This is a genomic window from Streptomyces erythrochromogenes (assembly GCF_036170895.1).
GTDB lineage: Bacteria > Actinomycetota > Actinomycetes > Streptomycetales > Streptomycetaceae > Streptomyces > Streptomyces erythrochromogenes.
Window position 1 is genome coordinate 8,229,744 of record NZ_CP108036.1, and the last position, 15,299, is coordinate 8,245,042.

At 71.7% G+C, this 15,299-nt stretch carries 14 protein-coding genes and 1 pseudogene; 5 read left to right on the top strand and 10 right to left on the bottom strand.

Features of this window, described 5'->3' with window-relative positions:
- Positions 1-74: 74 nt before the first annotated feature.
- From OHA91_RS37970 to OHA91_RS38000, 7 genes and pseudogenes are all read right to left on the bottom strand, one after another.
- Entirely contained in the window at positions 75-2,138 is a 2,064-nt protein-coding gene (locus OHA91_RS37970; RefSeq protein WP_051893339.1) for a protein kinase domain-containing protein, read from the bottom strand.
- Between the two features lie 226 nt (positions 2,139-2,364).
- Positions 2,365-2,598 (bottom strand): DUF6479 family protein, encoded by a 234-nt coding sequence (locus tag OHA91_RS37975; protein WP_031153602.1) that lies wholly within the window; start codon positions 2,596-2,598, stop codon positions 2,365-2,367.
- 110 nt (positions 2,599-2,708) lie between these two features.
- Complete coding sequence (locus OHA91_RS37980; RefSeq protein ID WP_266504475.1) at positions 2,709-3,245, bottom strand: isochorismatase family cysteine hydrolase; 537 nt, start codon at positions 3,243-3,245, stop codon at positions 2,709-2,711.
- Between the two features lie 157 nt (positions 3,246-3,402).
- Positions 3,403-3,711: pseudogene (locus OHA91_RS37985) on the bottom strand (aldehyde dehydrogenase); the annotation flags it as partial.
- Between the two features lie 40 nt (positions 3,712-3,751).
- Complete coding sequence (locus OHA91_RS37990; RefSeq protein WP_051893338.1) at positions 3,752-4,147, bottom strand: ATP-binding protein; 396 nt, start codon at positions 4,145-4,147, stop codon at positions 3,752-3,754.
- Between the two features lie 143 nt (positions 4,148-4,290).
- Positions 4,291-5,520 carry a PP2C family protein-serine/threonine phosphatase gene (locus OHA91_RS37995; protein WP_328740929.1) on the bottom strand — a complete coding sequence of 410 codons (1,230 nt, stop codon included), beginning with the start codon at positions 5,518-5,520 and terminating at the stop codon, positions 4,291-4,293.
- A gap of 408 nt (positions 5,521-5,928) precedes the next feature.
- A complete protein-coding gene (locus tag OHA91_RS38000; RefSeq protein ID WP_031154928.1) occupies positions 5,929-6,654 on the bottom strand; it encodes a VOC family protein in 726 nt (241 codons plus the stop codon).
- 434 nt (positions 6,655-7,088) lie between these two features.
- On the opposite strand from OHA91_RS38000, the gene OHA91_RS38005 reads away from it, so the two are divergent.
- The 3 genes from OHA91_RS38005 (at position 7,089) to OHA91_RS38015 (ending at position 10,504) form a co-directional block, all read left to right on the top strand.
- Positions 7,089-7,775: a HemK2/MTQ2 family protein methyltransferase gene (locus OHA91_RS38005; protein ID WP_037633301.1), complete on the top strand. Its 687-nt coding sequence runs from the start codon at positions 7,089-7,091 to the stop codon at positions 7,773-7,775.
- 126 nt (positions 7,776-7,901) lie between these two features.
- Positions 7,902-8,930, top strand: coding sequence for an iron-containing redox enzyme family protein (locus OHA91_RS38010; protein WP_031154933.1), 1,029 nt, complete (start codon positions 7,902-7,904; stop codon positions 8,928-8,930).
- 206 nt (positions 8,931-9,136) lie between these two features.
- Entirely contained in the window at positions 9,137-10,504 is a 1,368-nt protein-coding gene (locus tag OHA91_RS38015) for an NAD(P)/FAD-dependent oxidoreductase (RefSeq protein ID WP_328740930.1), read from the top strand.
- Between the two features lie 103 nt (positions 10,505-10,607).
- Here the strand turns inward: OHA91_RS38015 and OHA91_RS38020 are convergent, their stop codons facing one another.
- The 3 genes from OHA91_RS38020 to OHA91_RS38030 form a co-directional block, all read right to left on the bottom strand.
- A complete protein-coding gene (locus OHA91_RS38020) occupies positions 10,608-11,042 on the bottom strand; it encodes an ATP-binding protein (protein WP_328740931.1) in 435 nt (144 codons plus the stop codon).
- Positions 11,043-11,357: 315 nt separating this feature from the next.
- Complete coding sequence (locus OHA91_RS38025; protein WP_037633302.1) at positions 11,358-12,272, bottom strand: SigB/SigF/SigG family RNA polymerase sigma factor; 915 nt, start codon at positions 12,270-12,272, stop codon at positions 11,358-11,360.
- A 150-nt stretch (positions 12,273-12,422) separates the two neighbouring features.
- A complete protein-coding gene (locus OHA91_RS38030) occupies positions 12,423-12,761 on the bottom strand; it encodes an STAS domain-containing protein (protein WP_328740932.1) in 339 nt (112 codons plus the stop codon).
- A 143-nt stretch (positions 12,762-12,904) separates the two neighbouring features.
- Between OHA91_RS38030 and OHA91_RS38035 the strand changes: the two genes are divergently transcribed.
- Positions 12,905-13,903: a magnesium and cobalt transport protein CorA gene (locus tag OHA91_RS38035; RefSeq protein WP_328740933.1), complete on the top strand. Its 999-nt coding sequence runs from the start codon at positions 12,905-12,907 to the stop codon at positions 13,901-13,903.
- Positions 13,904-14,051: 148 nt separating this feature from the next.
- Positions 14,052-15,098: a YihY/virulence factor BrkB family protein gene (locus OHA91_RS38040; RefSeq protein WP_328740934.1), complete on the top strand. Its 1,047-nt coding sequence runs from the start codon at positions 14,052-14,054 to the stop codon at positions 15,096-15,098.
- The last annotated feature ends 201 nt before the right edge of the window (positions 15,099-15,299 follow it).

Consider the following 15,299-nt stretch of genomic DNA (forward strand, 5'->3'; position numbering starts at 1 on the left):
CCCACCCGGGGCAGGGCCCTACCGCGGTCAGGGGCACCATCGGCCCCTGACCGTACCGTCGGCGTTCGGACGCCTCAGCGCCAGGAGGGATGCCCCTCGGCGGCAGCGCCGGTGGTGAGGGTCCGCTCGCCGGTCTTGTCCGCGCGCGCGGCCCAGATCACGGGCTTCTCGTACGGGCCGCGGACGAAGGCCACCCAGGTGCCGTCGGCGGACCAGGCGGGGTCCATCTCATGGGCGCCGGTGGCGACGAGTTCACGATCGGCACTGCCGTCGGCGGCCACGAGGCGGATGTCGCCCTGAGTGCCCGTGCCGTAGGTCCCGGCCGTGTAGGCGAAGGTGGTGCCGTCGGGTGACCACACCGGGTCGAGTGCCGGATGGGGCAGCCGGGTCACCTGCTGCGGGGCGCGGTTCGGGTCGGCGGGGTCGACCACGTGGATCTGCCAGTTCTCGGGTTCTGTCTGCAGGCAGACCGCGATGCTCTTGCCGTCCGGTGACCACGCGGGATCCTCGACCGGGCCCCGGCCCGACGTGAGCTGGCGAGTCGTGCCGTCGGCGACGCCGACGACGAACAGCTGCTGTACGCCGTCCTTGTTGCGCAGCACGGCGAGCCGGCTGCCGTCCGGCGACCAGGACACCCGGCCGCCGGCGACGGAGGTGATCCGCCGCGCGTTCGAACCGTCGGCGTTGGCGGTCCACACGGCCGTGCCCTCGGAGGTGGTGCGGGTGAACGCGAACGACCTGCGGTCAGGGGACCACTGGGGCAAGGTGTCGCACGCGCCTGCGCCCCCGGCGATGAGCTGCACGGGCTTCTCCGCAGCGGCGTCCCGGCGGGCGATGACGCTGTGGCACGTCCCGGGCCAGCCCGGGGCGGTGTCCTGCCGGATCAGCAGGGGATCGGCCGGGAACGCGGCAGGGGTGGGGGCGGATCCGGTGGGTGTGGTGGCGGGGGGCTTGGCGTTGTCCCGGGCCGAATCCTTCCAGGGCTGCCACACGAACAGGCCGCCGGCCGCGAGCGACGTCACGAGCAACGCGGCCACCACTGCGCGGCGACGCCGGGACTTCCCCGAAACCGGCTGCGACTGGGGCACCTGGGGCACCTGCGCAGGGACGGGGGTGGGGGAGAGGCGCGCGGCGGGGCCGGTCACGGTGCGCGACTGCTCGGTACGGGGCTCCGCCACAGCGGGCGGGGCGGCGTCCGGTACGGGGAGATCCGGTGCGGGGAGATCCGGTGCGGTTTCCGACGGGCTGTCCGGCGTGGTGGGACGCACCGCCGGCTCCGGGGGCGGCAGCAGCTGCGTCGCCGCCTCCGGCAGCCAGGAGCCACCGTCCGGGTGGCGGACGGTCAGAGCGTCGAGGAAGGCGGCCGGGGTGGGTCTTGCAGCCGGGTCCTTGGACAGGCAGGCGGCGATGGCCTCGCGGAGTTCACCGGGCACCGCGGTCAGGTCCGGCTCCTCGTAGACGACCTTGTAGTGCCTGGCCGCGGACGGGCCGTCGCCGAAGGGGGTGCCGCCCGCGGCCTGCGTGAGCACCACCCCCAGAGCGAACATGTCGACCGCAGGGGTGACCGCCCCACCGCCGGTGAGCTGTTCGGGTGCCAGGAATCCCGGCGTGCCGACCTGCAGGCCGGTCTGGGTCAGGGACGTTCCGTCCAGAGCGCGTGCGATGCCGAAATCGATGACACGCGGCCCGTCCTCCGCGACGATGATGTTGGCGGGCTTGAGATCGCGGTGGATGACGCCCGCTCGGTGGATCGCCTCCAGCGCCTCGGCCAGCCCGGCGGCCAGGACGGTGAGCGTGTCCAGGGGCAGCGATCCGACGCGCGCGAGTACTGCTTGAAGGGTGGGACCGGGTACGAAGGCCGTCACCAGCCACGCCGGATCGCCGTCCGGGTCGGCGTCGACCACCGGCGCGGTGTGGAAGCCGCCGACACGCCGCGCGGCCGCGACCTCGTCGGCGAACCTGCGCTTGAACCCGGGCTCGGTGCTCAGCTCGGGACGTACGACCTTGACGGCGACCGCACGGCCGGACTGGGAGCGGCCCAGGTAGACCACGCCCATGCCCCCCTGGCCGAGCCGCCCCACCAGCCGGTACCGGCCGTCGCCGAGCGAGGTGGGATCGCCCGTTTCGAGCGGCTTCATATGTCCCCCGTACTTCACACCTTGCGCAATGAACAGCCTCTCCTTACCTGTCGTGTCGACCAGCAGTCAAGCGAGGCCCTCGCGCGGGAGGACGAGGGTGCCTTCAGCAGTCCGCCCCCGCGGTCGCCGGAGCGGCCCTTGCGGCCGGCGGCCGTGGGCGTCGATGCTGCGCCGCCCATGTGCGGAGTTCCTGGTCGCGGGGCGGGTGTTGAGGCGAGCGGCGGGTTCACGGGCGGGGATGCTCCTGGTCCTCCTGGTCGCGTGCATGCTCTTCCGGGGTCTGCCAGGAGTCCTCGCGGCCCCGCGCGACAGGGTTCTGGTCGGCGGGCGGTGCCTCCCGGCGCCTGCGCCGGCTCCCGTACCAGAAGGCACCGATCAGAAGGACGACCAGGACCACTCCGGCGAGGATGAGGAAGAGTGAGGCCTGGCCTTCGGCCGCTAGCGTTTCGATGGCTGTCATGCGCGGCCCCTACCCGCGATCCACGGACATACCGGACGCCGAGCGGGTTTATATCGGTTGGTGCGGATGTGAGGTCCCATGGTGACCCCGGGCCCGACGGCGCCGCCTTCTCAGGTGAGGGCCTCTGCCGCGGGCACGACGCGTGCCGCCATGTTGACCTCCATCATGCTCAGGGCGGCGCCGGCCAGGTCCGCGTGGATGTGGGCGACGGCATCGCGGGCGATGGTGACCCTCAGGTGCCTGATGTGGGCGTCGAGCGCGGAGTACAGCACGCACTGTTCCGTCACCTGCCCGCACAGTACGAGGTGGCTGACGCCCAGTGTTCCCAGCAGGTACGCGAGGGGCGTTTCGTAGAAGGCGGAGTGGCGTGCCTTGACGATGAAGTAGGAATCCGCGTCGGGGCGCACGGGTTCGACCAGGTCGGCACGGGGGCCGGCCAGGGCGGCTTGCAGGATTTCCCCGTGGTGGGAACGCCATTTCCCGAAGTTGTCGTTGGCGTAGATGACCGGCAGCCCCCGTCGGCGTGCTTCCTCCAGCAGGCGGACCACGGAGGGCAGGGCCTGCTCGACGGAGGGGACCAGTTCATCCGCGTCCTGATGGTCGTACGTGTTCAGCATGTCGATGATGACAAGAGCGGTCTTCGCCATGCTCCCCACGCTCCCAGAAGTGCCTGGCGGCGAGCCGGTGACACGAGCGGCATGGCCTCTTCTGCACCCGGGTCCGGGCCGAGGTCGGCGGGGAACCGGTCCCGTGTGCGGTGTTCGCCCGGCGGGCGCGTCAGCGGGTGGTCAGGTTCCTGCTCCTTCACTCGGAGGCGGATGCGCGGTGGCCGGCGCCGTTGCTGCCGTTGGGGTGCAGGACGACCTTGGTCCAGCCGTCGTCGCGGTTGTCGACGTGCTCGTACGCCGAGGACGCCTCGTCCAGGCTGAGTTCGTGGGAGACGAGGAAGCCGGGCTCGGCCTTGCCGCCGGCGATCAGGTCGCGCAGGGCCCGGTGGTAGCGCTTGACGGGTGCCTGGCCGGTGGCGATGCGCAGGCCCTTGAACCAGAGCATGCCGAAACCCAGCGGTACCTTCCCCTGGGCTTCGAGCTCGCCCTGGGCCTCGGCGCCTCCGTCGATGTCGGCGCGATCTTTCGCGACCGGCCTACAGGGTCTACCAAGGGGAGCGGGCGCAGATGGTCTTGCCGCCCTCCGGGGTGGGCTCGATGCGGACGTGGGTGGTGAGGGTGCCGATCAGGAGCCATCCCCAGCCGCCGGATCCGTCCGTGTGCGGCGGCCGCGGGCGGGGCCGCCGGGGGCTTGTGTCGGTGACACGGATCTCGAGGTGATCGCCGCGCAGTTCCAGGTGGAGGGCGCAGGGTCCCCCGGTGTAACGGAGGGCGTTGGTGACGAGCTCGGTGACGACCAGGAGGACGCTGTCTGCGTGCGAGGGCTGGGCAGGGGGCCTGACCTGTGCGGCTTGGTGGAGGAAGGCGCGGGTGGCGTCGCGTGCGGCTGTGGTGGGCTGACCGGTGCGGCACACGGGCTGATCAAGGACGGGTGCGGCCATGGGGCCTCCTTTCGCGGGTGGACCTACACAGCGCCTGCCCCGTCTACGGCAAAAGACCCGCTCTGTCCCCACACGGTCCGTTCTGGAGAACCCGCTGCGGTGACGGCGCGATGCGGCGCAGCCGGGTGGGGAAACGTTGGCCGTCATCTCCCTGACGGCCGCGAGGCGTCGGTGAGGTCGGCGCCTGTGGCGGCGTCGCGCCGGGAGGTGCCGACGCCGTGCCAATCCAGGCACATGACGGTCGCGTCGTCGTCCAGGCAGTCGTCGCTGGCGTCGACGATGGCCCCGATGAGGGTACGGGCGGCCTCGCGGGGATGCAGCGCGCGGGTGCGCAGGATCAGGTCCGCCAGGTCGAGGCTCTCGGCGTTGCGCTCCAGCATGCCGTCCGTCAACATCACCAGCCGGTCACCGGGCCGCAGGTCCAGCGACTGCACCTGGTAGGTGTTGGCGGGGGAGGCCCGGAGGCTGAGACCGAACGGCGCATCGACTTCGGGAACGATCTCCTGCACCTCCCCGTCGCGCATCCGCAGCGGCCAGGGGTGCCCGGCATTGACGAATTCGGTCGTGCCGTCGAGCAGGCTGATGCGCAGCAGTTGGCCGGTGACGTAGCCCTGGTGGCCGTGATCGTGCATGGCCTGGTCGGCCTGGCGGGCCTGTTCCGCGAGGTCCTCACCCGCCCGCCGGGCCCGCCGCAGGGCGCCCACCACCAGTGTGGCCAGCAGCGCAGCGTCGACGTCGTGGCCCATGGCGTCGGTCACGGAGAGCTGGACCGTATCCCGGTCGATCACGTAGTCGAAGGTGTCGCCCCCCACGTGATCGGCGGGTTCCAGCGCTCCCGCTACCGCGAACTGTGCCGCCTCGCAGGCCAGTGATGCCGGGAGCAGCCGGTGCTGGATCTCGGCGGCCAGGCTCAGCGGCTTGGTGCGCCGGCCCCACTGGTACACGTCGGTGTGGGACCGGTTCGCGATGACGATGTACGCCAGCGCGTGCGCGGTCTCGCCGATCTCCCGCATCACCTGCGCGCCCGGTGCCGCGGGCAGGAACAGTTCGAGGAGCCCGATGGCGTCCCCGCGGCTGGTCACCGGCGCGACGACCCGCACCAGCTCACTCCCGCCCCTGTCCTCCACCCTCGGCCGCTGGCTGCGGATCACGTCGTCGTACAGGGTGCCCCGCAGCCGGATGCGCCGGGCCGGCTCACCGGTCTCGACGCTGCCCGCAGCGCCCAGCCGCACGACCGAGCTGCCGGTGAAGTCGGTGATCAGGAACGACACCGACGCGGCCCCGAGGTGTTCCTTGAGCATGCGCGCGACCACGTCGAGTGACTCGACGGGTGCCGCGGCCTCCGCCGCTTCCAAGGTCCCCGCCAAGGTCATTGCCCTGACCCGCCGGCTTCCGCCCGCGGGCGGGCGAGAGGCCCGCCCGTCGTCCGGCTCTCCTGCGGTCACAGCGACCCCTTACTGCTTGAAGCCGGCCGGTCCTACGTCCCGGATGCACGAAGATCCACGCCGAGGCAGCACCCGACAGTTCACATTGCACCACGAGCCCCCGGAGCCCGGCACCCTGCCGCCACCAGCCCAGGAGGCGGCTGTCGGCCATGGGCGCTGACCGCCGGCCGGTTGTCCGGGCCTTGCCGCGGTCCCGGCGCGGTGGACCCGGCGGGAGGCGTACCGGACGGCGCCCTGCGGCTGCTTCCCCGGTGCTGTCGTCCGCCCGGTTCCGCCCGGACCGCTCGCGGGGAGAGCGGGCACGCCCCTGCGCCGAACCTTCTGCGCTCGGCGGAGTCACCCCTGTGGTGCCAGCACGGTGAACAGGGCGCCCTCCGGGTCGCGGAGGGTGACCCATCGGCCGGCGCTGGAAGTCTCCACCGGGGAGGCGATACTCCCGCCCGCAGCGGTGGCCGCCGCGACAGCGGCCTCCAGGTCGGGCACGCGGAAGTGGACGTGCCACCGTGGACGGACGTGCGGGTCGGGATCCTTGTCCACCGCTCCGCCACTGATCAGTGCCACCGTGTCGTTGCCGTGGCGCAGGACGACGTGGTCGTGTTCGTAGGCCACCACGCAGGACGTGGGCGATTCGCCGGCCCAGTCCAGGACCTCCCCGTAGAAAATGGCGGCGGTGAAGGCGTCGCGCGTACGGAGTTCCAGCCAGGCGGGAGCGGTGCCGCGGCCCACCCTCCACTGCCGGAAGATCTCGCCCTGCCAGAGCCCGAAGACCGCCCCGTCGGGGTCAGCCGCCAGGACGGCCCGGCCCGCCCCGAAGGACAGGGGGCCCACCGCGACGGTGGCGCCGCGCTCGCGGATGCGCGAGGCGGTCACGTCGGCGTCGTCGACGGCGAAATACGGCGTCCAGGCGGCGGGCAGCGACAGATTCTCGGGAGCCACGAAACCAGCCACGGGAGCGCCGTCGCGAAAGGCGAAAGAGAACCACTCGCCGAGCCGGGTCCGTCGGAACGTCCAGCCCAGCACGGCACCGTAGAACCGCTGAGCGGAATCGAGATCTCCCGTCACCAGGCTCACCCAACAGGGTGCGCCTCTGACCTCATTGCTTGACGTGGACACCGAAAGGAGCCGCCTCATTCCGACGCTCGTGGGACCTTCCCACAGTAGCCCCGCCAGTGCGTCAACGCGGTGAGGTGTGGCGTTCCGACCTGCGAGCGCGCCGCCTCGCGCACCAATCCGGGCTGCCACCCCACGCTCCCTCCGATCGCGGGATTCGGCGTCCTTGCTGGGCCATCTCGATCACCTCCTTCCTCACCTTCCGGCCTTTTGGTTCGGGAGAATTCTCATGGCGTGGAGGAATGCGGAATGAGGGACCCGGTCTAGTCGGATCCTCCGAAGATCGGCGCTCTTTCGGGTGGGGCGTCTCGGTCAGGGCAGGCGCAGTACGTCATCGATCGCTGTGGCTCGCTCCGCGAGCGAGCCGCCGCGAAACCGGAGGTACGGTGCCCAGTAAAGCTCTTTCCTCGACCACGCTGCCCGCCGCTCTGTTGGCCCTGCCGGGCGTCTACCATCCGCAGGCGGACACCAGGCTGCTCGCCGCGGCACTCGCCGACGAGGACCTCGGGTCCGGTACCGAGGTCCTGGAGATCGGTACGGGCACCGGAGCCCTCGCGCTGCACGCCGCGACCAGGGGCGCCCGGGTGACGGCAGTCGACGTGTCCTGGCCCGCGGTGGCCACGGCCCGGCTGAACGCCTGGCTGCACCGTCTACCGCTGAGCGTCCTGCACGGGGATTTCGAGGCACGCACCACGGGACGGCGTTTCGACGTCGTCTTCTCGAACCCCCCGTACGTCCCCGCCCCCGACAGCCGGCCGCCCTCGCGCGGGCCGGAACGGGCCTGGGACGCCGGACCCGACGGGCGCGCGGTCATCGACCGGATCTGCGCGGACGCCCCGGGCCTGCTGCTGCCGGGCGGAGTCCTCCTCATGGTGCATTCGGGGATGTGCGGTGCCGAGGAGACCGTCGACCGGCTGGCGGGGGCAGGGCTGGCCGCGCAGGTCACGGCGACGGCATCCGTGCCGTGGGGCCCCGTACTGCGGTCGCGACGGTCCTGGCTGGAACAGCAGGGCCTGGTCGCCGAAGCGGACGAACGGGAAGAACTGGTGGTGATCCGTGCCCAGCGATCCTGACCCCACCCCGTGCCCGGTCCCCGTCCCGGGGGACGACCTGCCGCCGCAGCCGCGTGTACCCGCGGTGCGCCACCACCGTCGCGCCCGCGAACGAGCCTCGTCAGCGCCCGAGAACAGGAACCCCGCATGACCCCTCCCAGCCAGACCGTCACCGCAACCGCCGCCGGCCCCCGTCTCGTAGACGGGCGGGGCGAGCTCTCCGACGCCGTGGTTCGGGCCCTGCGGAAGGGCTCCCCCCTGGTGCACGCGCCGGGATCCGTACTGAAGGCCAACCCGTGGGGTGAGGACCTCCAGCTCGCCCTCTACCTGCTGTACGAACTGCACTACCGCGGCTTCGAGGAGGTGGACGACGCACGTGAATGGGACCCGGACCTGCTGCGTCTGCGCCAGGCCATGGAGGCCCGCTTCCTGCACGCCCTGCGCACCGAGCTCTCCGACGCCCCCGGGTCGGTGGCGGACGCCTTCGGCCCGCTGCTCGTCGAGCCCCTCGACCTCTCCGGCAGCCTCAGCCGCCACCTCGAAACCCAGGGTGAGCTCTGGCAGTTGCGCGAGTACGCGGCCCTGCGCTCCCTCTACCACCTCAAGGAGGCAGACCCGCACGTCTGGGTCGTCCCCCGCCTCACCGGCCGCGCGAAGGCCGCGATGGTGGCCATCGAGTACGACGAGTTCGGCGCCGGCCGCGCCGACCGCATCCACGCCCGGCTCTTCGCCGACCTCATGACCGACCTCGGGCTGGACCCCGCGTACGGCCGCTACCTGGACCAGGCACCGGCACCCCTGCTCGCCACCGTGAACCTGATGTCGCTCTTCGGGTTGCACCGGGCGCTTCGCGGAGCGCTCGTCGGTCACTTCGCGTGCGTCGAGGTCACCTCCTCACCCGGCTCGCGCCGCCTGGCCGCAGCCATGCGGCGCTGCGGCGCGGGGCCGGCAGCCGAGCACTTCTACGCCGAACACGTGGAGGCCGACGCCGTCCACGAGCAGGTCGTCCGCCACGAAGTCATCGGCGGCCTCCTCGCCGACGAGCCGGACCTCGAAGAGGACATCGCCTTCGGCTGCGCGGCGACCGTCCTGCTCGAAGACCGACTCGCGAGCCACATCCGCGAAGCCTGGGACCACGAACGCAGCGCACTGCGCACGCCCCTGCCCGAGCACTAGCGCGGGCGGGGGTCCGTGAGGGCGAGGACGACCTCCCGCCCCGCCTCGTGCGTCAACTGGAACCCTTCCGGTGGGACTTCGCGACGTTCAAGGTCCACTGGGCGCTGCCGGCCTCCGGAGACGTCCGTCCCGATTTCCGCGTGCATGGAACGGCCTGCCGGGGAAGGCGTGTCGGGGACCCGTACACCCGAGAAGGGACGGACACCATGGCACGACCGAGGATCGTGGTCGTCGGCGCGGGCTTCGCCGGCGTCGCCTGCGTACGCCGCCTGGAGCGCACGCTTTCACCCGGAGAGGCGGAGATCCTGCTGGTCACTCCGTTCTCCTACCAGCTCTACCTGCCCCTGCTGCCGCAGGTGGCCTCCGGAGTGCTCACCCCCCAGTCCGTCGCCGTGTCGCTGCGCCGCAGCCGCCGCCACCGGACCCGGATCGTGCCCGGCGGGGCCGTGGGCGTCGACACCCGGGCCAAGGTCTGCATCATCCGGAAGATCACCGGGGAGCTGGTGGACCAGCCGTACGACCGCCTGGTGCTCGCGCCGGGGAGCGTGACCCGCACCTTCGACATCCCCGGCCTGGCGGAGCACGGCCGCGGCATGAAGACGCTGGCCGAGGCGGCACACCTGCGCGACCACGTGATCGCCCAGCTCGACCTCGCCGATGCCGCCGCACCCGGCTCTGCCGAACGGGCCTCACGGCTCGGCTTCGTCGTGGTGGGCGGTGGCTACGCGGGCACCGAGACGGCCGCCTCCCTGGAGCGGCTCACCGCGAACGCCGTCGGCCGCTACCCCCGCCTGGACGGGCGCGAGATCAGCTGGCACCTCGTGGACGTGGCCCCGAAGCTGATGCCCGAGCTCGGCGACCGGCTGGGCCGGGCAGCCCTCGACGTGCTGCGCCGCCGCGGCATCGAGGTCTCCCTCGGCTCCTCCGTGGCCAAGGCGGGCCCCGAGGACGTCACCCTCACCGACGGCCGCGTGCTGCCCTGCCGCACCCTCATCTGGACCGCCGGCGTCGCCGCGAGCCCGCTCATCGCCACGCTGGGCGCCGAGACCGCCAAGAGCGGCCGGCTCGTCGTCGCCCCGGACCTGCGGGTGCCGGGGGCGGACGGCGCGTTCGCGCTCGGTGACGCGGCCGCCGTCCCCGACCTCGCCGGCGGCGGCGACGGTGCGGTGTGCCCGCCCACCGCGCAACACGCCGAGCGCCAGGGCAAGGTCGCCGCCGACAACGTCGTCGCCACGCTGCGGGGCACGCCACTGCGTCCGTACGCCCACAAGGACCTCGGACTGGTCGTGGACCTCGGCGGCCGCGACGGCGTCTCCCGACCGCTCGGCATCGACCTGCGCGGAATGCCCGCCCAGGCCGTGGCCCGCGGCTACCACTGGGCGGCGCTGCGCACCGGCGCCGCGAAGACCCGGGTGTTGACCAACTGGCTCCTGAACGCCGTGGCCGGCGACGACTTCGTCCGGACCGGCTTCCAGACGTACAAACCGGGGACGCTGCGCGACTTCGAGTACACGAACCACTACCTCACCCCGGAGGAGGTGCGGGCCCGCACGGTGTCCCACGGAGCCGGCTGACAGCTCAGCAGGCCGGCGGAGTGCGGGGCCGGGGCGTGGGCCGAGGCCGTGGCGTTGCCGACACCGGGACGGGCGGCAAGCCCGCAGCGCGGGGCCGGAGTGGTCAGCGTTCCGCTGGCATGCCGTCCTCCAGCCGGGAAGCCTCGATCTCGGCCCACACGGCCTTCCCGGTCCCGTACGCCTGTGTGCCCCAGCGATCGGACAGGCGCTCCACGATGTACAGGCCGCGGCCGCCCGGGACGCCGCGTTGCGGCGCCGGGTGGCGGACGGGAGGGGTCGTCGTGCCGTCGTGGACCTCGATGTGCAAGGCGGTCTCATCCGCGATCAGGACGAGTTCGCGGCAGCCGTTCGCATGCAGCGACGCGTTGGTCAGCAGTTCGGACACAAGGAGGAGGGTGTCCTCGGAGGTCTCGGTCTTGTCCCAGCCCCAGTCCCGCAGTGCCTGGCGGGTGAAGTCGCGGCCCCGGGCAACGGCCCCCGGGACGCCCACGAGGGCGAGCCGACGGCGCTGCCTCCCGGACGGAAGGCCAACGCTCATCGGACCGCTCGTCTGCGGTTCCTTCGTCTCCACTGTGGTCCCACCCCCGCGTTCACACATGGCCTCTGCTCCCGGCACCCGGCCCGTCCCGCGGTCGCGCCCGGCGTCATGGGCCGGTCGGATGCCCGCGGGTGGGGCGGGAAGCCTCGGCACGGTCGTGACAGTGTAGGGGACCCCCCGCCTCGGGGGCTTGCTTTGTGAAACGGCAGCGTGAGGCTGCCGGCGGTGCTGCGGAACTCGACCTGATCGCGAAGACGGTGGGTCGACCTCGGACCGCGGCACCGCGTTTCCCGGTAGGGACGTCATCGGTGGCCCCTACCCGGCGAGCATTCCGGCGCGAAGCCGGGCGAGAGTTCGGGACAGGAGGCGGGAGACCTGCATCTGCGAGATGCCCAGTTCGGCGCCGATCTCGGCCTGGGTCTTCTCCTGGCCGAAGCGCATCCGCAGGATCAGCCGGTCGCGCTCGTCCAGTTGTCGCAGCAGCGGAGCGAGGGTGTGGAAGTCCTCGAACAAGTCCATGGCGGGGTCGACATCGCCGACGAGCTCCGCCAGTGGCCGGGTGGTCCGGCCGGTCGAGGACGAAACGTCGCTGTCCGCGGCGGCGGTGTCGAGGGAGCCGCTCGTATAGCCGTTCGCGGCGATGAGTCCGTCGATGACCTGTTCCTCGGTCAGTTCGAGGTGCTGGGCCACCTCCTTGACCGTCGGCGCCCGGCCGAGGACGTCGGTCAGGGCCTCCTGGGCCTTGGCGAGCTCGCTGCGGAGTTCCTGGAGGCGGCGGGGAACGTGTACGGCCCAGGTGGTGTCGCGGAAGTGGCGCTTTATCTCACCGATGATGTACGGCAGGGCGAGCGTGGAGAACTCGACCTCGCGGTCGAGGTCGTAGCGGTCGATGGCCTTGATCAGGCCGATCGTGCCCACCTGGATGATGTCGTCCATGTCCAGGCCCCCGCCGAGCACGCGGGCCCGGAAGCGCCGTGCGGCGAACTGCACGAGGGACAGGTTCATCTCGATCAGGGTGTTGCGCGTGTACTGGTACTCGCGCGTGCCCTCCTCCAGCGTGCACAGTCTGCGGAAGAAGACGCGCGAGAGCTCGCGCGCGTCGCCTGGCGCCATCTCACGGGCGTTCTCCACTCGAACCGGTTCCCGGTCCTCCGCCGGTGTTCCCGGGGTACCCGTGACGTGCGATTCTTCTGCCCGGACGGGGCCCATCATGGTGGTCGAGCGAGACATGGCGACCGCTCCCTCCCAGTTGGCTAACGGCTGTCCGCCCCTTCTGCCCAGGCTTTGCGGTTCTACGCACGTGACGGGCGTCCGCTGTCGCCGGGCGGGTCCGGGCCGACAGGACGGCCGCAGGACACGGGGGTTGGGGCGAGCCCCTGGTCAGGCGGGCGTGGTGGGGAAGAGCTGGTCGGCTCCGGTCAGTTCCAGCAGCCGCGTCATCTGCCGGGAGGGACGGTGCAGATGGATGCGCCGTCCAAGGCCCTGAGCGGTGAGGCGGGCCTGGAGGAGGGCGTTGAGGCCGGCGGAGTCGCAGAAGGTGAGATCGGTTACGTCGACAACGATCTCGGCGTGTCCCTGGGGGCGGGTGACTTCGGCGTGCAGGGTTTCGCGCAGCCGGTCCGCGTGGTCGATGTCCATCTCGCCGCGGACGTGCACCATGACACCCTGTCCGGTGCGCTCCACCTGGAGACGGGCACGGCCGTCCTGGTCGTCTGCCATGACCTTCAGCCTAGGCGCAGGCCGGGCGTGTGGGTAGCACCCTGTGGCCGCGCCGCCGGCCGAGGGGCGCAGGACGTGTCCGGACACAAGGCCGGAGCCGGCTGCCGGCGCATGAAATGCCGCGGGCGAAGCATGCGCTGGAGATGGAATGTGTCATTTACGACCAGGGATCGGGACAGTCGGAGCACGTGGAGTGCGAGCTGCCGGACGACGCCTGTCAGTCCGTCCTCAAGCGACTGCGGGGCTTGGGAGTCGGCGAGTTCGCCTGGCTCCGGCTGGCAGCCCCGTCGGAAGGTGAGCTGGTCGAGCTGGCCGAGGAACTGGGCCTGCATCCGCTGGCTGTCGAGGACGCGCTCCACGGGCGGCAGCGTCCGAAGGGCGAGCGCTTCGGCGGGGTCCTGGCCGTCGCGCTGAAGACCCTCCGGTATGTGGAAGAGGAAACGGCGGTGGAGACCGGCGACATCATGATCTTCGTTGGACCTCGCAGCGTACTCACCGTGAGCCACGGAACGATCGATCCCTGCAGCGAGGCCGCCCGCCGGCTGGACGCCGATCCGGCCATGCTGCGCCACGGCCCCAGGGCTGTGCTGCACGCCGTACTGGACGTCGCCGTCGATGCGTACAGCGGCGCCGCCCGGAGGGTGCGCGCCACGCTCAACCGGCTCGAGGACGAGGTGTTCTCGACTTCCCGCGTCGACCACACCGGGAGCATCTACTCCCTCAAGCGCGAGGTCCGTGAGTTCCGTGACGCCGTGCAGCCACTCGTTCCGGTGGTCCAAGGCCTCCTGTCCGGCGGCCCGGGGGAGGAGGACCACCAGCCGAAGATCGCCCCGTACATCCGTGACGTCGCCGACCACCTGCACCGCACGGACATCGAGGTGCGGACCCTGGACGAACTGCTGGACTCGGTGCTCGGCGCGCAGCAGGCCCGGGTGGGCACCTGGCAGAACGACGACATGCGACGCATCTCGGCGTGGGCGGCGATCTTCGCGGTTCCCACGATGGTCGCCGGCGTCTACGGCATGAACTTCGAGCACATGCCGGAACTCGGCTGGACCTACGGCTATCCGCTCGCCGTCGGTCTCATGGCGCTCGCGGCCGGCGCCCTCTACCGGGCCTTCCGCCGCAACGGCTGGCTGTAGGGACCGGTGCCGGGGCCAGGGTCCCGCCACGGGCAGGTGTGGCGGCCGGCCACCGCCGGGACGCGGGCCGATCGACGCCCCTGCGGAGGAGGCCCGGTTTCTCGTCCCCCGCGGACATGAGTGGCGCCGCGGTGGATAGCCGCAGGGTATGACACGCACACCCGAGGCAGGACCAGGCGGAGACGACGAGCGCGGAGGCAGCGGCCGTGAGAGCACGGCGGGCCCGGATCCGCAGGTGGAGGAGCGGGCGCCCGACCGGCCCACCGAGCTGCCCGGGCGGTCGTGGAAAGCCGTGCTGCGCGGCACCGTGAAGGAGTTCAAGGACGACGAGCTCGCCGACCGGGCCGCGGCGCTGACCTACTACGGAGTCCTCGCCCTCTTCCCCGCCCTGCTCGTGCTGGTGTCGCTGCTCGGCCTCGCGGGGGAGTCCGCCACCCGGCAGGTGCTGGACAACCTGCAGAAACTGGCACCGGGCTCGGCGCGGGACGTGATCACCGATGCCGTGCAGCAGCTCCAGGGCCACTCCGGCGTCGGATCGCTCCTGGCGGTCGTCGGCCTCGTCGTCGCCGTGTGGTCGGCGTCCGGCTACATCGCCGCGTTCATCCGCGCCTCGAACGCCGTCTACGACGTGCCCGAAGGCCGCCCGGTGTGGAAGGTCCTCCCGCTGCGCCTGGTTCTCACCGTCACGCTGATGGTCCTGGCCTGCGCCAGCGCGCTCATCGTCGTCTTCTCCGGCTCTCTCGCCCGGCAGGTGGGCAGCGCCCTGGGGATCGGGGACACCGCCCTGACCGTGTGGTCGATCGCGAAGTGGCCGGTGCTGGTCCTCCTCGTCACGATCATGATCGCGATTCTCTACTGGGCCGCGCCGAACGCGAAGGGCCGCGGCTTCAAGTGGGTGACGCCAGGCAGCCTCCTGGCGCTGGCGATCTGGATGGCCGCCTCGGCAGGCTTCGCGTTCTACGTCGCGAACTTCGCTTCCTACAACAAGACCTACGGCACCCTCGCCGGCGTGATCATCTTCCTCGTGTGGCTGTGGATCACCAACCTCGCGATCCTCCTCGGGCTGGAGTTCGACGCGGAAATGGCCCGGCAGCGCGCGATCGCCGGCGGACTGCCCGAGGACGAGGAACCCTACGTCGAGCCCCGCGACACCCGTGCGTGGAGCGACGGCGACCGCCGCAGGACGGAGCACTGACCCGTGCGAGGACACGGCTCGCCGCGAGACCGGCACGGCACGCCCGCTCCGACGAGGTCGGCCCCCGGGCTGCTGTCGGGCCACCTTTCGCACACCGCTGGTGGCCGTGCGGGTGACGGGGCGATTGCAGGGTAGTCGCGCCGTGACGGCGACGACATGACCGTCCGAACCCTGAACCGGCATGTGGAAGAAAGGCAAGGT